This window comes from Nocardia sp. NPDC004568 (assembly GCF_040609955.1).
In the GTDB taxonomy this organism is placed as follows: domain Bacteria; phylum Actinomycetota; class Actinomycetes; order Mycobacteriales; family Mycobacteriaceae; genus Nocardia.
Window position 1 is genome coordinate 50,395 of sequence record NZ_JBEXLL010000002.1, and the last position, 13,948, is coordinate 64,342.

The following is a 13,948-nucleotide window of genomic DNA, read 5'->3' on the forward strand; positions in this document are numbered from 1 at the left end:
CGAGACCGATGTCATCGTCGGCGTCATCGGCCTGTTCGTCACGCTGTTCGTCCAGCGGTTGCTGCTTCCCCGGTATTCGCCGTTCTACGAACTGTTCCACTTCGATGTGCTCGCGATGACCCTGTTCGCCCTGTCGGGGTCGATCCTGCCCTGGTGGCGGGCGGTGCCGCCCTGCTGCTGCGCGAACCACTGCTGCCCGCCGGCGACCCACCGCGGATCGGCGGCGGGCCTGACAATCCGGTGTACGTACTGGTGGCGCTGTCGGTGGCGGCCCTGGTGGTGGCGTTCTCCCCGATGCCCGCGATGACCAGCGACGAGGTCGCGGCCGGCCCGCCGTATCAGGGCACGACCGGGCTGGCGGTACCACCGGGATGGCGGCAGACCGAGCTGCGGCCACTGGACTGGCCCGCACACTATTTCCACACCGAATCGACCTTCGTGCGCCAAACCCTCCGGACCCGCGAACCCCACCCCGCCTGGGACGCTCTCGGACGCAACCGCACCGCCCAGATCGACCTGCTCACCGTGCGGTACGGCGCCGCGCTCGATGTCACGCCCAGCCTGCTCACCTATGATCTGCGCTACGCGCGGGTGAGCAATCCGCCCCGGTCGGTAGACCTCGGGCGTGGTCTCACCGGAACCATGTATTCGATCGTCGACGAGCGGATACATCTCACCTGGAACTACCTCACCTTCACCTGGCGTCGCGACTCCGCCCATATCCAGCGGGTCATCGTGCTCACCGTGGACAACCACGAACCCGACGCCTATTTCCTGCCCCCGGCGCCGTCAGTGGCGGGTACCGCGTCGGCCATGGTCGCCCTGCTCGCCCGCGGCGTCTCGGCGGTGACCGACAGCGATCCGGAGTTCAAGGACGCCGATCTGCTCGAAACCCTGGGCCGGCAGCTCGTGGAGGTGCAGCCGTGGTGAACGAGGAAGGGGGCGGCCGGGCGGACCCGGTGGCCGCGGCCCTGCACGATGCCGTGCACGGCCTGCGGGAGCGGCGACCCGAGGTCTCCGCCGCCACGGTGGTGGTGCCCTGGCAGCGGCGGGTCCTGATCGGTGTGGTCGTCATCCTGGTGACGGGCGCGGTCTTCGCGCGGACGCCGACGCTGGTGGCCCTCACCGTGGTGTGCACGGCCGCCTACGTGTGGACGCTGGTCGATCGTCTGATCCTGTTCTTCCGGGGACTGGACGGCCGCAGCATCATCACGGTCGACGCCGCCGACGCCGAGGCCGTCCCCGATACCGCCCTGCCGACCTATACGATCCTGGTCCCCGCCTTCCGGGAACCCGAGGTGATCGCCACGGTGATCGAGAACCTGGCCGCCTTCCGCTATCCGGCGGACAAAATGGAGATCCTGCTATTGCTCGAGGCCGACGACGAGGCCACGCTCGATGCGGCCCGCGCCGTTCCCGCCCCGCCGTCCCTGCGGATCATCGAAGTGCCACCGGCGCAGCCCCGGACCAAACCCAAAGCGTGCAATTTCGGCCTGCACTTCGCCACCGGCGACCTCGTCACCATCTACGACGCCGAGGACCGACCCGACCCCCTGCAATTACGCCGCGCCGCGGTGGCCTTCGATCGGCTACCGGCCGACACCGCGTGTGTCCAGGCACGGCTGGCGTTCCACAACGGCGGCCAGAATCTGCTGACCGCGTGGTTCACCGCGGACTACGCGCTCTGGTTCGGTTTCGTCCTGCCCGGGCTCATGCGCGGCGACGCGCCCATCCCGCTGGGCGGCACCTCCAATCATCTGCGTCGCGCGGTCCTGGACGAGATCGGCGCCTGGGACCCGTTCAATGTGACCGAAGACGCCGACCTGGGCGTGCGCATCGCCGAGAGCGGCTACCGCACCGCGGTGCTGGATTCGGTCACCTGGGAGGAGGCCAACAGCGACCCCGTGAACGGAGACGACGGGCGCGCCGCGATGAAGACCGCGCGGTGGTTGTTCGCCCTGGCCACGCTGGGCTACCTCGCCGTCGGACTGTACCTGGCGATCGAACCCCACTACATCCTCGGCGATTCGCTGAGCCGCGCCTCGGCCGCGCGCAGCGTTCTGTTCAGTCGCGATCCGCATCTGGCGGCCATCGGGTTCATCTTCACCCCGCTCACCACCGTCGTCCAACTGCCGCTGGTGCTGCTGAGCCACTGGTGGCCGGTTCTGACATCCTGGAACATCACCGGCGTACTGGTCTCGGCGCCGTTCATGGCCGGTGCGGTGGTCCAGATCCGCGGTATCTGTGTGGACCGCGGCATACCGGACTGGCTGGTGTGGGTGCTGACCTCGGTTTTCGCCCTGAACCCGACGGTCGTCTTCTACGCCGCCAACGGGATGAGCGAGGCACCGTTCCTGTTCCTGCTGTGCTGGACCGCCCGCCGGTTGATCCGCTGGCTGCACACCGACGACGTCCACGATCTGTGCCTGGCCGGCGTCGCGCTGGCGCTGGCCTATCTGACCCGCTACGACGCCCTGCCCGCGGCCGCGGGGGTCACGGTGTTCGTCGCCGTGACCACCTGGCTGCGGGCGCGGGGACCGCGGCGCATCCGGATCACCGATACCGCGATGGACGCGCTGCTGGTCGCGGCGCCCACCGCGGTCGCGTTCGTGGTCTGGACGGTGACCAGCTGGCTCATCACCGGGGAACCGTTCCAGCAGTTCACCTCCGACTACGGCAACACCAGCATCGTGGAACAGAGCAGCGGGGGCGGCGCCGCGGTCGGGCCGATGTACGGGCTGGCCTTCTCGATCGCCGAGATCATGGTGCTCGGGCCGGTGCTGCCGATACTGATACCGGTCTGCCTGGTGTTGTCGTGGCGGCGGCGCGACCCGGAGGTCCTCGCCGCGGGAATCGTCTTCGGTGCGGTTCTGGTGTTCGCGACCCGTAATTACATGACGGGCACCACCTTTCCGTTCCTGCGGTTCTACGTCAGCGCGATACCGCTGATGGTCGTGCTGGCCTGCCAGCTCGTCCCGGCCCGCGGCACGATACCCGCGCGCCGACCCGGCCGGCACCGGCGGCCGCGGCCCACCGTCCCGGGCCCGCGCCGGGTTCCGGCGGTGGGCGCCACGGTCCTGGTGCTCGTGACGCCGATGGTCACGGGTGCGCTGATGTTGTCACCGACGCTGTCGGTCCAGCAGCACGCCCTGCGGGAGATCGTGTTCCCCGAGCCCGGCGACACCTCGGCGACCCGCTCGGAGCAACGCCGCATCATCGCCTCGTTCGACAACGAGCGCGCTGTGGCCGGCTATCTCGACGCTCTCGACCTGCCGGATTCCTCGGTGCTGATGGATACGGTGTACGGGTTCGCCGTATACACCGCGACCGCCCGGCCGCATACCTACATCATTCCGTCGGACCAGGATTTCATCACCGTCCTCAACGACCCCGCCGCACACGGAGTGCGGTACATCCTGGCCGTACCGAACACCGGCCGCGGCACCTCGGACGCGATCAATGTGCGTTATCCGACGCTCTACGAGACCGGCGCGGAGATCGCCACCGTCGACGTCGAACTCGAGATACCCAACGACGGCGACGACCAACCGACCTGGCGGCTGTATCGCGTGCTGTCCGCACCGGCGGCGGGTCAGGGCTGATCGGTCTCCTCGCGCGCCTCCAGCGGCCACCGCTCGAAATCCGGCGGTTCGGCCGTATCGCGGATCGTGGCGGCGTGATCGGTGTAGTAGCCCACATGGGCCGCGTCGGGATTGCGCCGACCGGCTTCGGCGAGCCAGCTGTGCGCCCAGCGCAGTACCTCGGCGACATCGTCGGCCGGGTCGATGTCCAGGACCAGATCACCGTGCTCGGGTGCGACCAGTACCGCGGCGCCGAGGTGCTGCAGGCACCGCCCGATACCGTTGTCGTCGGCCAGCTCCCGGTAGACGGTCAACGCGCGCTGCCAGCAGCGCAGGGCGCTGCGCGGTTCACCGCGCGCCCAGGCGACCGCTCCCGCGATCTCGTGTACCCGGGCCCAGCCGTCGGCGTTCTCGTCCTCGCGGGCGCGCAGTGCCGCCAGCTCCAGCCGATCCTGGGCGGCGTCGAGACGGCCCTGATGGATATGCGCCACCGCCAGGTCGGCCAGCACGCGCACCTGGTTCGCCAGGTCTTCGCGCGGTAACCGCCACCAGGCCGCCCGCAACCGGTCCACCGCGGCCGCCAGTGTCTCGGGAGAGTCCGCCGAGTCGAGCAGCGCCAGTCCGGCGGCGTGTTCGGCCCGGGCACCGAACCCGGTGGCCCGGCGCCACCACGGCCGCCAGCGCCACGGTGGTGGTTCGCCGGCCGTTCCCGCGCGTAGCGCGATCGCCCGGTGGTGGCCACCCAGCGCCGCCGGTCCCAGTTCGATGAGATCCTCCGCGACCGAACGTATTTCGCTGTTGTCGGCCGGACCGACGGCATACCAGGTGCCGAGCGCGTCACCGATACGCACCAGCTGGGCGGCCGTGGCCGGTGGGATGGCCGCGGCGAAATCCCCGCGGCAGCACTGGCGCACCAGCGCGCGCAGTCGCGGCTCCTCCACGGCGAACCAGCGGCGGGCGCGCGGCCCGAACGGCACCGTGGTGATCCCGATGGCCCAGCTGGCGGCCCGGTCGGCGCTGTGGCGCAGCAGCGCGAAAAGGGCCGCCTGCCACACCGCCCCCGCGATCACGGTCCGCCGGTCCGGCACCGCCGGGTATCTCACGAGCCGGTAGCGCTGGGTTTGGTGGCAGACCAGCACCCCGTCCGAGATCAGCTGTGCCAGCAGACCGGTCGCGGTCCAGCGTTCGTCCGAGACGATCGGCTGCTCCCCGGCGGCGTCCGGGACGACGGCCGATTCCATTCCGACCGCGGTCAGGATCGCGTGCACGGTGGCGGCGTCGTACTCGGTGACCGGTAGTGCGTGCAACGCGGCCGCGACCGGGTGGTCGCCGAGTGCCGGGTCGGGCTCGATGTCCGGCTCGCCGCCGAGTGCCGGGGACGACGGCAGTGGCTGCGGGGCCGACGGTCCGGTGAGCGGTGGTCCGTCCAGATCGGCGAGTAGCTCGCGGCGGCGCTGCAACCTGCGCCGGTCCCGCCGTTCGGCGGTCAGCCGGAAACCGGTGTAGAGAAGCGCCAGAACGACGAGGAGCACCGCCAGCCAGCGCAAACCGGAGGCCACCAGCTGCACCTCGGCGCTGTCGCCGAACGAGTTCATCACCAGGTTGCGGCCCAGTTCCAGCAGCAGGGCCGAGGCCAGCACCGACAGACCGCTCAGCACCCCCGAGACGACCGAGGTCCGCGGTAGCGGTTCCCTCATCGCAGCACCCCGCCGGTGAGGCCGGGCACAATCCAGCGCCGCCAGGTCGCCAGCACCAGCGCCACCGGCAGCAGGGCCGCGATGAGCGACCCGGCCGCCAACTGGGCGGCGTTCTCACCGAACTGGCGCGCCTCCCCCCACAGCAGCAGCGACCAGGGCGAGGCGCCGGCACCGCTGATCAGCAGCCCGACGATGAAATCGTTCCAGACCTGGACGAATTCGAGTACGGCCACCGCACCCAGCGCCGGGCCCGCCGAATCGAACAGCCGGCGGCTGATCGTGCCCGGGGCCGCCAGCCCGCGTAACGCGTCCGCCGCCGGGCTACCGGGCGGTGCCGCGACCGCGCCGCGCAGGATCAGTACCGCGATCGGCAGGCCGGCCGCGGCGTGCACGAGCACGAGCGGCACCCGCGTCCCGGACAGGCCGTGGTCGTCGATGAAGATGTCGAGCGGACCCAGATACGCCTGGACCGGCAGGACCGCCAGCACGACCAGCACGGTGACGAGGGACCGGGTCACCCATCCGGCGGGTGCCACCGCGAGACGGTAGGCCAGTGGCGCGGCGGCGGCCACCACGATGATCGTCGCGAGCAGGGCCACCCAGAAGGTCGCCTCCACCGAATGCAGCAGCCACCGGTCGCGCCAGACATCGGTGAACGCGGCCGCCGACCAGCCGTCCGGTCCGCGGAACGCCACCACCGCGAGCACCACCAGCGGTATCACCGCGGCCACCGACACCGCGCCGATCAGCACACCCCGGGCCCACCCGGCGACCGTACCGTCGGCGGGCGCGGCGGGCATCCGGTCGGCGGGATGGGCGGCGGGCGGGAACCCGGCGCGACGGTCCCGCAGGTCGGTCTGCAGCGCCCAGGCCGCCGCTCCCAGCAGTGCGGCCAGGGGGAGGGCGTAGGCGGCGGCCTCGCCCGCGGTGGCGGGGTCGGTGGCCAGCCGCCACCACGATACGGTGGCGCTGTCCACCTGGTATTGGACCGAGCCCGGTACACCGATGAGCACCACGTCGAATACGCGCGCCGCGGCCACACCCACCACCAGTCCGGCCACCAGGACTATCGATCGTTGCAGGGTGAACAGCCGCCATATCAGCATCGGCCCGGCCTTCTCCTGGAGCCGGGTCCAGCGCACGGGATCGCGCTCGAGAGCCCGGATACCCGCCCGGAACACCCCGATCAGGAATCCGAGCCAGGTCCACAGAAACGCCGAGCCCAGCATCACCACGAACCACGCGCGGTACCCCGGGAAGCCGTCGAAACCCAGCCGTGCGCCGGTGTACTGGAAGATCAGACGGAACGCGACCCCGGATACGATCGCCGAGATACCGAACGGCACGATGAGCGGCAGCCACAGTCCCCGGCTACGCCGGCTCCACCAGGCCAGCAGCATCGCCGTGACCAGCAGCGCGGCCGCGAACCCCATCCAGTACAGGCTGCGCCCGTACGAGTCGTCCGACCAGCACAGCACGGCGATCGACACCGCTGCCACCAGCGCCGGAACCGCCCACAGACGCCGACTCGCCCCGCGGCGGGCCGCCTCCGTCGCGGCCACGAACGCGACGGCCGCCACCACGCAACCCACCACCGGCCACACCCGGGTACGCACAGCCAGCACGGCGGTTCCGGCGGTCGGCATCAGCAGCAGTGTCAGGAGCAGCACGGCGGGCAGGCAGGCGATCAGGGTGATCCCGCGTTGCGGCGGCCGCCCGGGCTCCAGCGGCCCGTGCATCGGCCCGAGAGGCAGTTCTACCCGCAGTCCGTGTGCTTCGAATTCCGGTGCCGCGGTCATCGCCACCCTCTTTCGAAGCGCCCCAGGGTCGTGACCGCGGTCGCGGCGGCGGCGGCGACATCACCGCCGGTATCGCCGACGGTGATCAGGAATTCGGTGAGCACCCGCCACAATCCGTCCCGGCCCCCTACCGCGCCGATGCGGTCGGAGAGATCGAAATCCGGCCACTCGGCCAACGCGGCGGCCGTGGGCGCTGCCCAGCGCGAATAACGGGCCCGGGTGTGCAGGTTGGGCCCGAGAAACCCGCCGACCTGTTCGATCCACGGTATCGGTACCTGTTCGGCCGCCAGCGCGGCCACCACCGCGTCCGCCCGGGGATCCGCCGACCGGGTCAGCACCATCACATCACCACCCACGATGCGCGGATTCTCCCCGCCCGGCCGCACGCCCGGGAAGGGCATCACCGTGGCCGCTTCGTCGATCCGCCCGGATCGCCGCAGCGCGTCGCGCACCACCGGCTCGGCGAAATCCGGCGCCGCCACCGCCAGCGCCCGCCGGTGTTCGAAGACATCGCGGACCGCGTCGGCGAACTGTTCGGTCAGCGCGGTGCCCACCCCACCCGGCAACCCGTCCCGGATACCCCACAGTCCGCCCAGCCGGGTGAAGGTTTTGTACACCGCCGCCGCGTCCCAGGTCCGCAAGCCGGCGCCCAGATCGCGATACACCTCCGGCGATTCGGCCAGCAGCAGATTCTCGAACAGGTCGGTGAGCACCCAGCCGTCCGCGGCGCCCAGGGCGAGCAGGCGCCGGGACGCCCCCGCGGTTTCGCGGACTCCCGCGAGCCAGTCGTCGACCGTCCAGCCGGCCGGATCGCCCAGGCCGGACGCCGCGAAACCGTCCCGGTCGTACCAGATCAACGATTTACCGCTCGCCTTGAACGGGACCCCGTAGGCCCGGCCCTCGTAGTGACACAGCTGCCGCCACTGCTCGCCGTAGCGCGGCCCGTCCGGGCCGGACCACAGATCCGCCGGCGCCTCCCGCAACCGCCCGCCGGTGACCAGATCCCGTACCTGCCCGGCCTGCGGCAGCATGACGATATCGGGGGCCGACCTGCCGCGCGCGGTGAGCGCGGTGCCGATCTCGTCGCCCAGCGGCACCACCTCGACCGGTGCGGGGAGGGCCGCGCTGTCGAGCACCGACCGGAAGGCCGTCAATTCCAGACCGCTCCAGGAGACCGCGACCCGCACCGCTACCCGATCGCCGAGCAGTACATCCGGTGAGCAGGCAACCAGCAGCGGCGCGAGCGCGGCCGTCCGGAGTACGGCACGACGTGTTCTCACGATCCCCCGATGCGCTTGTCCGGCAGTGGGTTCCGATTATGACCCAGCCGCCGGTCCGGCGCGTGCTGTTCGGCGAACCTACGGAATCGGCACCGGAGCGGTCGGCCCCGGCGACGGGGCTACCGGTCCGGCTGCTGCTGCGGCGGGACGCCGGGTTGCTGCGGCTCGATCCCGGGCTGCGGGGCGGGCTGCTGCGGCGGCAGGGCCGCCGGGCCGGCGGGCTGCCCCGGTTTGGTGGTCGTCACCGGTGCCGCGGTATCGACCGGGGTCCGCGCGACCGACTCGGCGGCGCGGACCGCCCGCTCCACCGCCGGATCGGTGCTGGTATCGAACCAATCGGCCACCTCGTCGGCATCGTCGGCGGGCTTCCCGGGGGCTTCCGCGTCGGCGGGCGGCTCGTACCGGAACACTCCGTCCTCACCCTGCGTCGCGAAGTTCTTCGCGAAGCCTTCCAGTGCCTTACCGAAGTCGCTGGGAACGAGCCAGACCTTGTTCGCGTCGCCGCGCGCGACCATGGGCAGAGTCTGCATGTACTGGTAGGCCAGCAGCTCGGGCGTCGGTTTACCGGACTTGATCGCCGCGAACACCTTCTCGATGGCCTTGGCCTGCCCCTGGGCCTGCAGGTAGGAGGCGGCACGTTCACCCTGCGCGCGCAGAATGCGGCTCTGCCGCTCGCCCTCGGCCGACAGGATCGCCGACTGCTTCGCGCCCTCGGCCGACAGGATCTGCGCCTGTTTGGCACCCTCGGCGGTTTTGATCTGCGATTCCCGGGTGCCCTCGGCCGTGAGGATCATGGCCCGCTTCTCCCGGTCCGCCTTCATCTGCTTCTCCATCGATTCCTGGATCGACGGCGGCGGATCGATGGATTTGAGCTCGACCCGCGCCACCCGCAGGCCCCAGCGTCCGGTGGCTTCGTCGAGTACCCCGCGCAGCTGGTTGTTGATCTGGTCGCGGGAGGTCAGCGTCTCCTCCAGCGTCATCCCGCCGACCACATTGCGCAGGGTGGTGACAGTCAGCTGCTCGACGGCGGCGATGTAGTTGGAGATCTCGTAGACCGCCGCCTGCGGCTGCGTGACCTGGAAATACACCACCGAGTCGATCTGCAGGGTCAGGTTGTCCTGGGTGATGACCGGCTGCGGCGGGAAGGACACCACCCGTTCACGCAGATCGACCTTGGCACGGATCCGGTCGACGAACGGGATCAGGAAGGTCAGCTGTCCCGAGACCGTCCGGGAGTACCGGCCGAGCCGTTCGATCACCGCCGCCTCGGCCTGGGGCACCAGCGCGATGGATTTGAACACGACCACCGCCACGAGCAGTACCAGCGCCAGGACGATTATCAGTGCAGCCATTACGGCCCTTTCCAGACGACGGCGGTCGCGCCGTCGATCTTCATCACGTACACGGTCGCGCCCTCCGGATACTGCTCCCCCGGATCCAGCGAACGCGCGGTCCACACCTCGCCGCCCAATTTGACCAGCCCGGCGTGCTCACCCACCGGTTCCAGCACCAGCGCGGTCTTGCCCGGCAGCGCGTCGGCATTGGTCAGCGTCGGCGGCGGAGTACCGAAGCGCCGCAACAGGACCGGCCGGACGCCCAGCAACAGCACCACCGCCGACACGGCGAACACCACCGCGTCGACCACCGGCGCGGTGTCGCCGAGGAAACTCACGCCCGCGGTGAGCAGTGCGGCGGAACCGAGCATCAGCAGAGTCAGTTCGCCGACGAACATCTCCGCGGCCGCCAGCAATATGCCGGCGACCAACCAGACAAGTGCGGCCACACCGCCCACCTTAGTGCGATACCCGCTGTCCCGGGGCCGGACCGGCGACACCCCCGCCCCGGAGACCGCCACGACGGCGGCGAGTGCACTACGTTCGGGCCGGTGAGCGATCGATACGGTGACATCTTCTCCGGCCATCCGCGCACCGCCCGGCGCACCGTCCCGCGGGTGGACGCCGACCACGATCTGGTGGTCGAGGACGCGGCCAGCGGGTTCTGCGGCGCAGTGGTCGGATTCGACCGCAGTTACGACGGTGATTTCGTGAAGCTGGAGGACGCCCGGGGCGCGGTACGACTGTTCGCGCTCCGGGAAGCCGCGTTCCTCATCGACGGGAGGCCGGTCACGCTCGTCCGGCCGAAGGCGACCGCGCCGGCCCGGACCACCCGCTCCGCGTCGGGTTCCACCCGGGTGGAGGGGTTGCGAGCGAAAGTGGCCGCGCCCAGCCGGATCTGGGTCGAGGGCGTCCACGACGCGGCGCTGGTGGAACGGGTCTGGGGGCACGACCTGCGGGTCGAGGGTGTGGTGGTCGAACATCTGGAGGGGCTGGACAATCTCGGTGCCCGGCTCACCGATTTCGGACCCGGTCCGGGGCGACGGGTCGGCGTACTGGTCGACCATCTGGTCACCGGATCCAAGGAGAACCGGCTCACCACCGGGCTGGGCGAGCACGTGCTGGTCACCGGGCACCCGTATGTGGACGTCTGGCAGGCGGTGAAACCGGCGGTGCTGGGCATCCCGGAGTGGCCGCGGGTGCCGCGCGGCGAGGACTGGAAGACCGGAGTGTGCCGGCGGCTCGGCTGGGGCACACCGCAGGAGGGCTGGCGCCGGGTGTATTCGGCGGTGAACTCGTTCCGCGATCTGGAGGCTCCGCTGCTCGGCGCGGTGGAACGGTTGATCGACTTCGTGACCGAACCGGGCGAACCATTCTAACCCGCGGAAACGGCCTGCGCAGAGGCTGCCCGCCGGTAGCCGAGACCCTTTATGCTCGATGATTATGTGCTCTCCCAGTGCCACCCTCACACTGTGGGCCGGATCGTGGCTCGCGGGTCGCAGCGCGCCCGACGACGTGCTGGAGGCGCTGCACGCCTGGGCGCCGCGGCATACGCTCGCGGCCGGGGATCCGGTCACCGGCGGGCGCACCGACCTGCCGTGGTCCGCGCACGGGAACGCGAACGGCACCGGAGTCATGCCGCTGCTCAAGCTGATTCGCGAGGAACTGGCCGTCCCCGGTGCGGAACTGCGACTGGTGCTGCCGGTGCCCGGCGATGTCCGCGGCCTGCCGGCCGGGACGGCTTTCGCCGCCGACGCCGTGGAATCCGGGGAGGGAATCCTGCTGGGCGTGCCGGGCGCCGAGGGCACCGGGCTCATCCCCTGCCCGGTGGACGAGAACACGCTGCAGTGGACCGTCTACAGCGTGCCGATGCCACGCGCCGCCGGACCCGATATGTCACTCGGCGAGGCCGAATACGCGATGCGCGAAGCCGTCCGGGACGCGGCGGACGCGCTGATGCGCCTGCACACCACCGGCCTCGGCGCCGGTGACGCCGACCCGCGCGAACTCATCGAGGCCGAACTCGCTGCCTACTCGCGGCATACCTATCCCGAATACGTCCCGTTGCGCGCCAAGCGGATCCTGGATTCGGCCGACCATGTGGCGGCGATCCTGACCGTGGCCCAGCGTGAGCCGGCTTCCGCGCCGACCTCGGCCAGCGCCGCCACCGCGCACGAGACCCTGCTGCGGCCGCTGTGGGACGCCCTCCGCGCGGCCCGCCTCGTCGCGGTGCACACCGCCGCGCCGCAATCGCGCTGACGCCGGGCCGGGATCGCCGCCGCGCACGGCGAGCCCCCGGGCGAGGACGATCCAGGCCGGGTTTCGAGCCACCCGCTCGCACGGCCCACCGGTCGCACCACCGAACTCGCGCAGTGGCGGGCACCTGCCGCGCGGGAAACGACCGGAGGGCCGCCGCTCCGGTCATCGCGGCGCCGGCCCGCTTCCATCGGCCCGAGCAGATCGCGGCGGGAGTCCGGCCTCCGGCCACGACCCGCTCCGCCCCGGAAGCGCGGCACTCGCTCTCCTGGCCTCCGCCGCCGCGACCGCCCGAGCCGAGAGTCAGCGGGCGGCGATGATCGCCGAGCCGTGACCGAACAGACCCTGATTCACCGCGATACCCGCACGCGCGTTCTCGACCTGACGATCGTCGGCTTGTCCACGCAGCTGCCAGGTGAGTTCGCAGACCTGGGCGATCGCCTGGGCGGGGATCGCCTCACCGAAGCAGGCCAGCCCGCCACTCGGGTTCACCGGCACCCGTCCACCCAGTGTCGTGGCGCCGCTGCGGAGCAGTTCCTCGGCGCCGCCCGGCTCGCACAGGCCGATCTCCTCGTACCAGTCCAGCTCCAGCGCGGTCGAGAGGTCGTAGACCTCCGCGAAGGACAGGTCGGCGGGGCCGAGGCCGGCTTCCTCGTACGCGGCCTGCGCGAGGGCGGACCGGAACGTGTGCGGCGAGGGTTCGACGGCCACGGCCGAGTCCGTCGCGAAGTCCGGCAGGTCGAGGACCGTTTTCGGGAAGGTGGGCGTCACCGTCGACAATGCCCGGATACGTACCGGATCGCTGATCCCGTGACGGCGGGCGTACTCCACCGATGTCAGGACGAGTGCCGCGCCGCCGTCGCTGGTCGCGCAGATATCCAGCAGGCGCAGCGGGTCGGAGACGATGGCCGAGGCCGCGACCTCCTCGGCCGAGACCTCCTTGCGATAACGGGCGTACGGGTTGTTCAGTCCGTGCTTGGCGTTCTTCACCTTCACCGCGGCGAAGTCGTCGAGGGTGGCACCGTGCAGCGCCATCCGGCGGCGGGCGTAGAGCGCGAAATAGATCGGGTTGGTGGCGCCGAGCAGGTGGAAACGCAACCAGTCCGGATCGTCGCGACGTTCGCCGCCGACCGGCTGGAAAAAGCCTTTGGGGGCGGCATCCGCCCCGACCACCAGCGCCACATCCGTCAGCCCGGCCAGGATCTGGGCGCGGGCGTTGGCTATGGCCTGCGCACCGGAGGCACAGGCGGCGTAGCTACTCGAGATCCGCGCGCCCGACCAACCCAGCGCCTGGGCGAAGGTCGCGCCGGACACGAACCCGGGGTAGCCGTTGCGGATGGTGTCCGCGCCGGCGATATAGCCGACGTCCCGGTGGTCGACCCCGGCGTCGGCCAGTGCCGCGCGGGCCGCGACCAGGCCGTATTCGACGAAATTGCGTCCCCATTTGCCCCACTGGTGCATACCGGCACCGAGGACGGCGATATCGCGGTCATTCCTGTCGGTCATCGACCGGCCTCCACATCCATACCGTGTGATCGGCTTCCTCGTCGGTGTAGAGCACACCGAGGGTGAGCTCTACGGGCATTCCGACGGCGAGGTCGTCCACCGTGAGTCCGCGCACGACCTGTCCCAGGATCACCATCTGCTCGACCTCGAGCTCCACCGCCGCGACGACGTACGGCACGAACGGCTCGGGTGAGACGTAGGGCGGGGGCGGCTTGTACCGGGCATCCGCGTAGGACCAGATCCGGCCCCGGGTGGAGAACAGGTATTCGGACAGTTCCGAGCCGTCCTTGGGGCTCGCGCACTGCGGGTTGCGGCAGGCCAGTGTGTTCCGCGGGAAATACGGCGTGCCGCACACATCGCAGCGACTTCCCACCAGACGTGGCGTGCCGTCGTCCGCGGTGAACCAGTCCGGTACCGCCGGGCGTTGTTCCTTCTGCACAAGTCCGACACTATAGGAACACGTTCTATTCCGGACAGGAACACGTTCTATTTCTA

11 protein-coding genes are annotated in these 13,948 nt (G+C 70.6%); 4 read left to right on the forward strand and 7 right to left on the reverse strand.

Annotation, left to right across the window (positions count from 1 at the left end):
• Positions 1 to 153: 153 nt before the first annotated feature.
• A complete protein-coding gene (locus tag ABZV91_RS01215) occupies positions 154 to 930 on the forward strand; it encodes a hypothetical protein (RefSeq protein ID WP_355233697.1) in 777 nt (258 codons plus the stop codon).
• Positions 924 to 3,602, forward strand: coding sequence for a glycosyltransferase (locus ABZV91_RS01220; RefSeq protein ID WP_355233699.1), 2,679 nt, complete (start codon positions 924 to 926; stop codon positions 3,600 to 3,602). The genes ABZV91_RS01215 and ABZV91_RS01220 overlap by 7 nt, the downstream gene beginning before the upstream one ends.
• On the opposite strand, the gene ABZV91_RS01225 is transcribed toward ABZV91_RS01220, so the two are convergent.
• The 5 genes from ABZV91_RS01225 to ABZV91_RS01245 all read right to left on the reverse strand — a co-directional run bounded on the left by ABZV91_RS01225 (position 3,593) and on the right by ABZV91_RS01245 (position 10,140).
• Positions 3,593 to 5,278: a tetratricopeptide repeat protein gene (locus ABZV91_RS01225; protein WP_355233701.1), complete on the reverse strand. Its 1,686-nt coding sequence runs from the start codon at positions 5,276 to 5,278 to the stop codon at positions 3,593 to 3,595. The genes ABZV91_RS01220 and ABZV91_RS01225 overlap by 10 nt on opposite strands.
• Complete coding sequence (locus tag ABZV91_RS01230; RefSeq protein WP_355233703.1) at positions 5,275 to 7,077, reverse strand: hypothetical protein; 1,803 nt, start codon at positions 7,075 to 7,077, stop codon at positions 5,275 to 5,277. The genes ABZV91_RS01225 and ABZV91_RS01230 overlap by 4 nt, the downstream gene beginning before the upstream one ends.
• Positions 7,074 to 8,357 carry an ABC transporter substrate-binding protein gene (locus ABZV91_RS01235; RefSeq protein WP_355233705.1) on the reverse strand — a complete coding sequence of 428 codons (1,284 nt, stop codon included), beginning with the start codon at positions 8,355 to 8,357 and terminating at the stop codon, positions 7,074 to 7,076. Before ABZV91_RS01235 ends, ABZV91_RS01230 begins: the two co-directional genes overlap by 4 nt.
• Before the next feature lie 119 nt (positions 8,358 to 8,476).
• The gene (locus ABZV91_RS01240; RefSeq protein WP_355233707.1) at positions 8,477 to 9,709 is read right to left on the reverse strand and encodes an SPFH domain-containing protein; all 1,233 of its coding nucleotides are present in this window, start codon (positions 9,707 to 9,709) and stop codon (positions 8,477 to 8,479) included.
• On the reverse strand, positions 9,709 to 10,140 hold the full coding sequence (locus ABZV91_RS01245) for an NfeD family protein (protein ID WP_030520494.1): 432 nt from the start codon (positions 10,138 to 10,140) through the stop codon (positions 9,709 to 9,711). Before ABZV91_RS01245 ends, ABZV91_RS01240 begins: the two co-directional genes overlap by 1 nt.
• A 102-nt stretch (positions 10,141 to 10,242) precedes the next feature.
• Between ABZV91_RS01245 and ABZV91_RS01250 the strand changes: the two genes are divergently transcribed.
• A complete protein-coding gene (locus ABZV91_RS01250) occupies positions 10,243 to 11,070 on the forward strand; it encodes a DUF3097 domain-containing protein (RefSeq protein WP_355233709.1) in 828 nt (275 codons plus the stop codon).
• Positions 11,071 to 11,134: 64 nt separating this feature from the next.
• Positions 11,135 to 11,950, forward strand: a complete 816-nt coding sequence (locus ABZV91_RS01255; RefSeq protein WP_355233711.1) for a hypothetical protein — start codon at positions 11,135 to 11,137, stop codon at positions 11,948 to 11,950.
• A 300-nt stretch (positions 11,951 to 12,250) separates the two neighbouring features.
• Here the strand turns inward: ABZV91_RS01255 and ABZV91_RS01260 are convergent, their stop codons facing one another.
• Together ABZV91_RS01260 and ABZV91_RS01265 are read right to left on the reverse strand one after the other, a co-directional pair.
• On the reverse strand, positions 12,251 to 13,453 hold the full coding sequence (locus ABZV91_RS01260) for a lipid-transfer protein (protein WP_355233712.1): 1,203 nt from the start codon (positions 13,451 to 13,453) through the stop codon (positions 12,251 to 12,253).
• Positions 13,437 to 13,892: an OB-fold domain-containing protein gene (locus tag ABZV91_RS01265; protein ID WP_355233713.1), complete on the reverse strand. Its 456-nt coding sequence runs from the start codon at positions 13,890 to 13,892 to the stop codon at positions 13,437 to 13,439. The genes ABZV91_RS01260 and ABZV91_RS01265 overlap by 17 nt, the downstream gene beginning before the upstream one ends.
• Positions 13,893 to 13,948 lie beyond the last annotated feature (56 nt).

What these genes read in the sequence shown, in the direction of transcription:
- ABZV91_RS01230 (WP_355233703.1), bottom strand. Translation starts at nt 7,077, where the DNA reads ATGACCGCGGCACCGGAATTCGAAGCACACGGACTGCGGGTAGAACTG.
- ABZV91_RS01255 (WP_355233711.1), top strand. Translation starts at nt 11,135, where the DNA reads ATGTGCTCTCCCAGTGCCACCCTCACACTGTGGGCCGGATCGTGGCTC.
- ABZV91_RS01260 (WP_355233712.1), bottom strand. Translation starts at nt 13,453, where the DNA reads ATGACCGACAGGAATGACCGCGATATCGCCGTCCTCGGTGCCGGTATG.
- ABZV91_RS01225 (WP_355233701.1), bottom strand. Translation starts at nt 5,278, where the DNA reads ATGAGGGAACCGCTACCGCGGACCTCGGTCGTCTCGGGGGTGCTGAGC.
- ABZV91_RS01240 (WP_355233707.1), bottom strand. Translation starts at nt 9,709, where the DNA reads ATGGCTGCACTGATAATCGTCCTGGCGCTGGTACTGCTCGTGGCGGTG.